Source organism: Mitsuaria sp. TWR114 (assembly GCF_007997345.1).
In genome coordinates, this window is record NZ_VOSR01000061.1 from 1 (window position 1) to 6316 (window position 6316).

The window sequence follows — 6316 nt, forward strand, 5'->3', positions numbered from 1 at the left end:
GGCCCAGGCCGGTGCCGCCATAACGCCGGCTGGTCGACGCGTCCGCCTGGGTGAAGGGCTCGAACAGACGGCCCTGCTGCTCCGCGCTCATGCCGATGCCGGTGTCGCTCACCTCGAAGCGCAAGCGCACCGACGCGTCGTCGCGCGCCAGCACCGCCACGCCGATGACGACCTCGCCGCGCTCGGTGAACTTGACGGCGTTGTTGCCCAGGTTCAGCAGCACCTGCCCCAGCCGCGACGGGTCGCCGACCAGCGCCTCGGGCAGCTCCGGCGGCTCGACGAACAGCAGCTCCAGTCCCTTCTCTTCCGCCTTCAGCCCGATCAGGTTGGCCAGGTTGTCCATCACGTCCGACAGGTTGAACGGGATCGCCTCCATGTCCAGCTTGCCGGCCTCGATCTTCGAGAAGTCCAGGATGTCGTTGATGATCCCCAGCAGCGATTCGGCCGAGGCATGCACCTTCTGGATGTAGTTGTGCTGCTGCGGGTTGAGCCCGCTCTGCAGCGCGAGGTAGGACATGCCCAGGATCGCGTTCATCGGCGTGCGGATCTCGTGGCTCATGTTGGCCAGGAACTCGCTCTTGGCGCTGCTCGCCGCCTCGGCCACGCGACGCGCGTGGCGGTCGGCCTCGGCCTGGCGGCGCTCGCTGAGGTCGACGATGAAGGCCACGCCCTGCCGGGTCGAGTCGCTCAGCAGCGCGCCGCCGATCAGCACCGGCACCCGGTGCCCGTCCCGGTGGAGGTAGTGCTTCTCGTAGGACGCGCAGCGACCGGTGGCGCGCAGCTGCTCGATCGCCCGCCGGTCGGCCTCGGCCTCCTCCGGCGGCGTGAGCGCCGTCCAGTCGATGCGCCCCGCCTCCAGGTCCTCGCGGGTGTAGCCGATGATCTCCAGGAAGGCGTCGTTGGTCTCGGTCACCGCGCCCGACACCTCCCAGAAGAAGATGCCGATCATGCTGGACTCGATCACGCGGCGCAGGCGCGCCTCGCTCGCGCTCAGGGCCTGTTGCGCCTCGTGCTGCGAGACGGTGCGTTCCTCGATGCGCCCGGCCATCGCGTTGATGCCGCGCTGCAGCTCGCCGATCTCGTCGTCGACGCCCGCCTGCGCCACCCGTGCCGTCAGGTCGCCGTGCTCGATGCGCTCGACGCAGTCCAGCGCCACGCGCACACGCCGCATCAGCCAGCGGCCGAACAGGTGGACCACCACCCCGCCCAGGCACAGGGCGCCGAAGGTGATACCGCCGATCGCCTGCATGAACCGGACCATCGGCGCGTACATCTCCTGCTGCGACACGGCCACGCCGATCACCCATCCGACGGGTTCCAGCCCATGGAACACCGCCATGCGGCGGTCGCCGAGGTAGTCGTACTCCAGCGAGCCGGTCCCCTGCCGCACCATCTCCGCGACGAAGGCATGCCGGGCGCGTTGGCCGATCGGCCCCTGCGGGTGGTAGACGACGCGCAGGTCATTGCGCTCGACGATGAAGAGCGTGGCCGAGGCGAAGCCCTCCTTCTGGCGCAGCTGACGCAGTTGCTCCTCGGCCTCGCGGGCGGCCGCGCGCACGCCGGAGCGGTACAGCTGCTGCCGGATCGCCTGGGTCGCGCCCTGCAGTTCCAGCTGCATCAGGCGCTCGCGTGACTGCCGCAGGTCGGACTGCAGGAACACCACCGCCGCGCCCAGCACCAGGGCCGTCATCGCCAGCACGATGAGCAGCGACAGCAGGTTGAGTCGCGTCGAGACCTTCACGGCCGGTCCTCGCCTCAGAACCTGAACTGGTCCACGTTGTCTTTCGTGAACACCATGACGGGCAACGCCACCTGCAGGCTGATCGCGTCCTTGCGCGGCGTGAAGCGGCCGAGCCGGCCGGCGTCGAAGGCCTGCCCCGCCTTCAGGCCGCCGGCGAGCAGCTGGCGCGCGCAGTAGACGGTGAGGTAGCCATGGTCCGGCGCGTTCCAGAGCAGCACCGTCCGGACCGTGCCGTCCTTGAGGAAGCTGCGCATCAGGTTGGGCGTCGAGTTGCCGATGACGGCCACCTGGCCGACGCGCCCCGCATCCCGGACCGCGCGCGCGACGCCGGGCAGGTTGGGCGCGCCCAGCGCGACGATGGCCTTCAGGCCGGGCATCGACTTCAGGTAGTCCTGCGCGATCCGGTAGGCCTCCTCGGTGCTCTCGCCCGCGGGGCGGATGTCGACGATGCGCAGCTCCGGATGCTTGCGGTAGATCGTCCGCTTCATCGCGTCGATCCAGCTGGTCTGGTTCGGCGCGGTGAAGCTGGTGGTGACGAGGGCGATGTCCCCCTTGGGGCCGATCTCGCGCACCACGGACTCGACCAGCCGCGCGCCGAATTCCTCGAAGTCCACCAGGTTGACGAAGAACTCGCGCTGCTGGCTGTCGCCGTCCCAGCTCATCACGCGGATGCCGGCGCGCTGCGCCTTGGCCAGCACCGGCGCGATCGCGACCGGGTCGTTCGACGCGACCGCGATCAGGTCCGGTTTCGTGGGGATGAGCCGCTCGATCATCTCGATCTGCTTCTCGACCTGGTCCTGCGTCGGCCCGGTCCAGGTCACCGACACATCGGGCAGTTCGCGGGCGGCGGCGTCGATGCCGGTCTTCACCGCGTCGTAGTACGCGATGCCCACCAGCTTGGGCATGATCACGATCCGCTGACGGGGCGGCGGCTCAGGTTGCGCGGACGCCGGCGCCGGGACCGACAGCAGCGCGGCGCCACAGGCCAATCCACACAGCACACGCAACGCACGCGGCGCACGCAGCACGCGGAGCAACGGGACCATGGTTCGCTCCTTGGTGAACGGCGCGACCGCCCGACAGGGGCGGCGCTCCCGCCGCAATGCTGCGCCGTTCCGCCGGGGGAGCGGGCCACCTGTTCAGGGGGCCCGGTGGGGTCTCAGCGCTTCCTGACGATCACGCTGCCCACCGAATACCCCGCGCCGAACGAGCAGATCACGCCCAGGTCGCCCTGCTTCAGGTTGGCGCGGTGCTCGTGGAAGGCGATCACCGAGCCGGCCGAGGCGGTGTTGGCATAGGTGTCCAGGATCAGCGGCGCGATCTCCGCGCCGGCCTCGCCGCCGACCAGCTTCTTGATCACCAGCTGGTTCATGCCCAGGTTGGCCTGGTGCAGCCAGTAGCGGCTGACGTCGGTGGGCTGGATGTGCAGCGCGGCGAGATGGTGCTCGATGTGCGCGGCGGCGATGGGCACCACTTCCTTGAACACCTTGCGGCCTTCCTGGCGGAAGGTCTTGTCGCGCGCGTCGGGATCGCTGTCCTCGGCCTTGTTCATGAAGCCGAAGTTGTTGCGGATGTTGTTGGAGAACTGCGTCGCCAGCTTGGTGCCCAGGATCTCCCACTGCTCCGGGGCGACCGCCAGGTCGGCGCGCTCGACAAGGATGGCCGTGCAGACGTCGCCGAAGATGAAGTGGCAGTCGCGGTCCTTCCACTCCAGGTGGGCCGAGGTGATCTCCGGATTCACGATCAGCACGCACTTGGATGCGCCCGAGCGCACCGCGTTGTAGGCCTGCTCCAGCGCGAAGGTCGCCGACGAGCAGGCCACGTTCATGTCGAAGCCGTAGCCGCCCGCGCCCAGCGCCTGCTGGATCTCCACCGCCATCGCCGGATAGGCGCGCTGCATGTTGGCGGCCGAGCAGAACACCGCGTCGACGTCTTCCGGCTGGCGCCCCGCCGCGGCCAGCGCCTTGCGGGCGGCGTCGACGGCGATCTCGGCCATCAGCGACAGCTGGTCATCGGCGCGTTCCTGGAAGCGCGGGTACATGCGCGTCGGGTCCAGCACGCCTTCCTTCTCGATCACATAGCGCTGCTTGATGCCGGAGGCCTTCTCGATGAACTCGACGCTCGAATGCACCAGCGGCTCGCGCGTGCCGGCAGCGATGGCCTGGGCGTGCTCGGCGTTCTGCAGGTCGACGTAGCGGTTGAAGGCCTCCACCAGCTCGGTGTTGGTGATGACGTGCGGCGGTTGGTACAGGCCGGTGCCGCTGATGACGACGGAATGCATGGGGCTGGTCTTTTGAGGTCGCCCGGTGAGGGGCCAAGGGGGCGAAGTTTAGCGAACTGCGCTCAAAAGCCCCCGATCCGTGCATGCTGCACCGCAAGGTGGCGAGGCCGTCGCCGGGGCATGCGTAGAATGAGCCACCGGGCCCAAATTTTGGGACCCGGTTTTTTTTGGCCGGGTCCCAAGTCAAGCGCTCGCAGCCCAGGGCATGCACTGCATCAACGCAGCCCGACTTTGCGACTTTGGACCATGGAAATCTTTGACTACGACAACATCCTGCTGCTGCCGCGCAAGTGCCGCGTGACCAGCCGCAGCGAGTGCGACACCTCGATCGACTTCGGCCCCCGCCGCTTCAAGCTGCCGGTGGTGCCGGCCAACATGAAGACGGTCGTCGACGAGTCCATCACCGAATGGCTGGCCGCCAACGGCTACTTCTACGTGATGCATCGCTTCGACCTGGACGCGGTCGCCTTCGCCCGCACGATGCGGGACAAGGGCCTGCTGGTCTCCCTCAGCGCCGGCGTCAAGGAAGCCGACTACGCGCTCATCGACCGCCTCGCGGCCGAGGGCCTGGGCGCCGACTACATCACCATCGACATCGCCCACGGCCACGCCGACGCGGTGCAGCGGATGATCGCGCACATCAAGCAGAAGCTGCCGCAGACCTTCGTGATCGCGGGGAACGTCGGCACGCCGGAGGGCGTCATCGACCTGGAGAACTGGGGCGCGGACGCGACCAAGGTCGGCATCGGCCCGGGCAAGGTCTGCATCACGCGGCTCAAGACCGGCTTCGGCACGGGGGGCTGGCAGCTCTCGGCGCTGAAGTGGTGCGCGCGGGTGGCGACCAAACCCATCATTGCCGACGGCGGCATCCGTCATCACGGCGACATCGCCAAGAGCGTGCGCTTCGGCGCGGCGATGGTGATGATCGGCTCGCTGTTCGCGGGCCATGAGGAGTCGCCGGGCAATACCGTCGAGGTCGACGGCAAGCGCTACAAGGAGTACTACGGCTCCGCGTCCGACTTCAACAAGGGCGAATACAAGCACGTGGAAGGCAAGCGCATCCTCGAGCCGGTGAAGGGGAAGCTGGCCGACACCTTCCGGGAAATGGAAGAAGACCTGCAGAGCTCGATTTCCTACGCTGGCGGTCGCAGCTTGGCGGATCTGCGCAAGGTGAATTACGTGGTGCTAGGCGGTGAGAACGCCGGAGAACATTTGTTCATGTAACACATCGCTGCCCGCTGGTTGACGAGGAACCTGAAACGAGAAACCCGGCTCAGGCCGGGTTTTTCTTCAGCCGAAATCAATGACGACAGTGGAAATATTGGTGATGCCATCGTCCGGACGCGCCCCCGTGTCGAACTTCAAGGAAAGCCTCCGGAGCGCAGTTCTTCAACACGTCCGGCGTGCCCTGAAATGAGCGCCCGTCGCCCTTCCAGCCCCTCATCGAGGTGGGCCACCCCCACTGCGAAGTGGTCGTCCCCCGCGTCGTCGCTCAGCGGACGAGCCCTTCGCCGCGCAGCGCCTTCGCCGCCTCCACCATGTGCCGTAGCGCCGCCTCGGTCTCCGGCCATCCCCGCGTCTTCAGGCCGCAGTCCGGATTGACCCACAGCTGATCCGCGGGAATCACCTCCGCCGCCTTGCGCAGCAGCCGCAGCATCTCGTCGCTGCCGGGCACCCGGGGCGAATGGATGTCGTAGACGCCGGGACCGATCTCGTTGGGATAGCGGAAGCCGCCCCCTTCCCCGCCGAAACCGCGCAGCAGCTCCATGTCGGAGCGGCTGGTCTCGATGGTGATGACGTCGGCATCCATCGCGGCGATGTCCGGGAGGATGTCGTTGAACTCCGAGTAGCACATGTGCGTGTGGATCTGCGTCGCGTCCCCGACCGGTGACGCGGCGACACGGAAGGCACGCGTCGCCCAGGCGAGGTAGCCGGCCCGCTCCGCCTGGCGCAGCGGCAGTCCCTCGCGGATCGCCGGCTCGTCGATCTGGATGACGGCGATGCCGGCGGTCTCCAGGTCGGCGACCTCGTCCCGGATGGCCAGCGCGATCTGCAGTGCCGTGTCGGCGCGCGGCTGGTCGTCGCGCACGAAGGACCATTGCAGGATCGTGATCGGCCCGGTGAGCATGCCCTTCATCGGCCGGTCGGTGAGGCCCTGCGCGAAGCGCGTCCACTCGACCGTCATCGGCGCTGGCCGCGCGACGTCGCCGAACAGCACCGGCGGCTTCACGCAGCGCGAGCCGTAGGACTGGACCCAGCCGTTGGCAGTGAACGCGAAACCGTCGAGCTGCTCA

General features: G+C 68.1%; 4 protein-coding genes and 1 pseudogene. 1 reads left to right on the plus strand and 4 read right to left on the minus strand.

The annotated features are described in order from the left end of the window. From FUT87_RS28355 to FUT87_RS03580, 3 genes are all read right to left on the minus strand, one after another. Positions 1-1741: histidine kinase dimerization/phospho-acceptor domain-containing protein (locus FUT87_RS28355; RefSeq protein WP_186830339.1), on the minus strand; the 1741-nt coding region annotated here is incomplete at its 3' end. 14 nt (positions 1742-1755) lie between these two features. Beyond that, complete coding sequence (locus tag FUT87_RS03575) at positions 1756-2787, minus strand: substrate-binding domain-containing protein (RefSeq protein ID WP_147240112.1); 1032 nt, start codon at positions 2785-2787, stop codon at positions 1756-1758. Positions 2788-2900: 113 nt separating this feature from the next. Then, positions 2901-4022: a beta-ketoacyl-ACP synthase III gene (locus tag FUT87_RS03580; protein ID WP_091733381.1), complete on the minus strand. Its 1122-nt coding sequence runs from the start codon at positions 4020-4022 to the stop codon at positions 2901-2903. A 246-nt stretch (positions 4023-4268) separates the two neighbouring features. Between FUT87_RS03580 and FUT87_RS03585 the strand changes: the two genes are divergently transcribed. Beyond that, positions 4269-5246, plus strand: coding sequence for a GMP reductase (locus FUT87_RS03585; protein WP_091733379.1), 978 nt, complete (start codon positions 4269-4271; stop codon positions 5244-5246). Between the two features lie 268 nt (positions 5247-5514). Here the strand turns inward: FUT87_RS03585 and FUT87_RS03590 are convergent. Next, positions 5515-6316: pseudogene (locus FUT87_RS03590) on the minus strand (5-methyltetrahydropteroyltriglutamate--homocysteine S-methyltransferase); the annotation flags it as partial.

Excerpts from the sequence above, each read along its gene's own strand:
- FUT87_RS03575 (WP_147240112.1), bottom strand. The coding sequence starts at position 2,787 with ATGGTCCCGTTGCTCCGCGTGCTGCGTGCGCCGCGTGCGTTGCGTGTG.
- FUT87_RS03580 (WP_091733381.1), bottom strand. The coding sequence starts at position 4,022 with ATGCATTCCGTCGTCATCAGCGGCACCGGCCTGTACCAACCGCCGCAC.
- FUT87_RS03585 (WP_091733379.1), top strand. The coding sequence starts at position 4,269 with ATGGAAATCTTTGACTACGACAACATCCTGCTGCTGCCGCGCAAGTGC.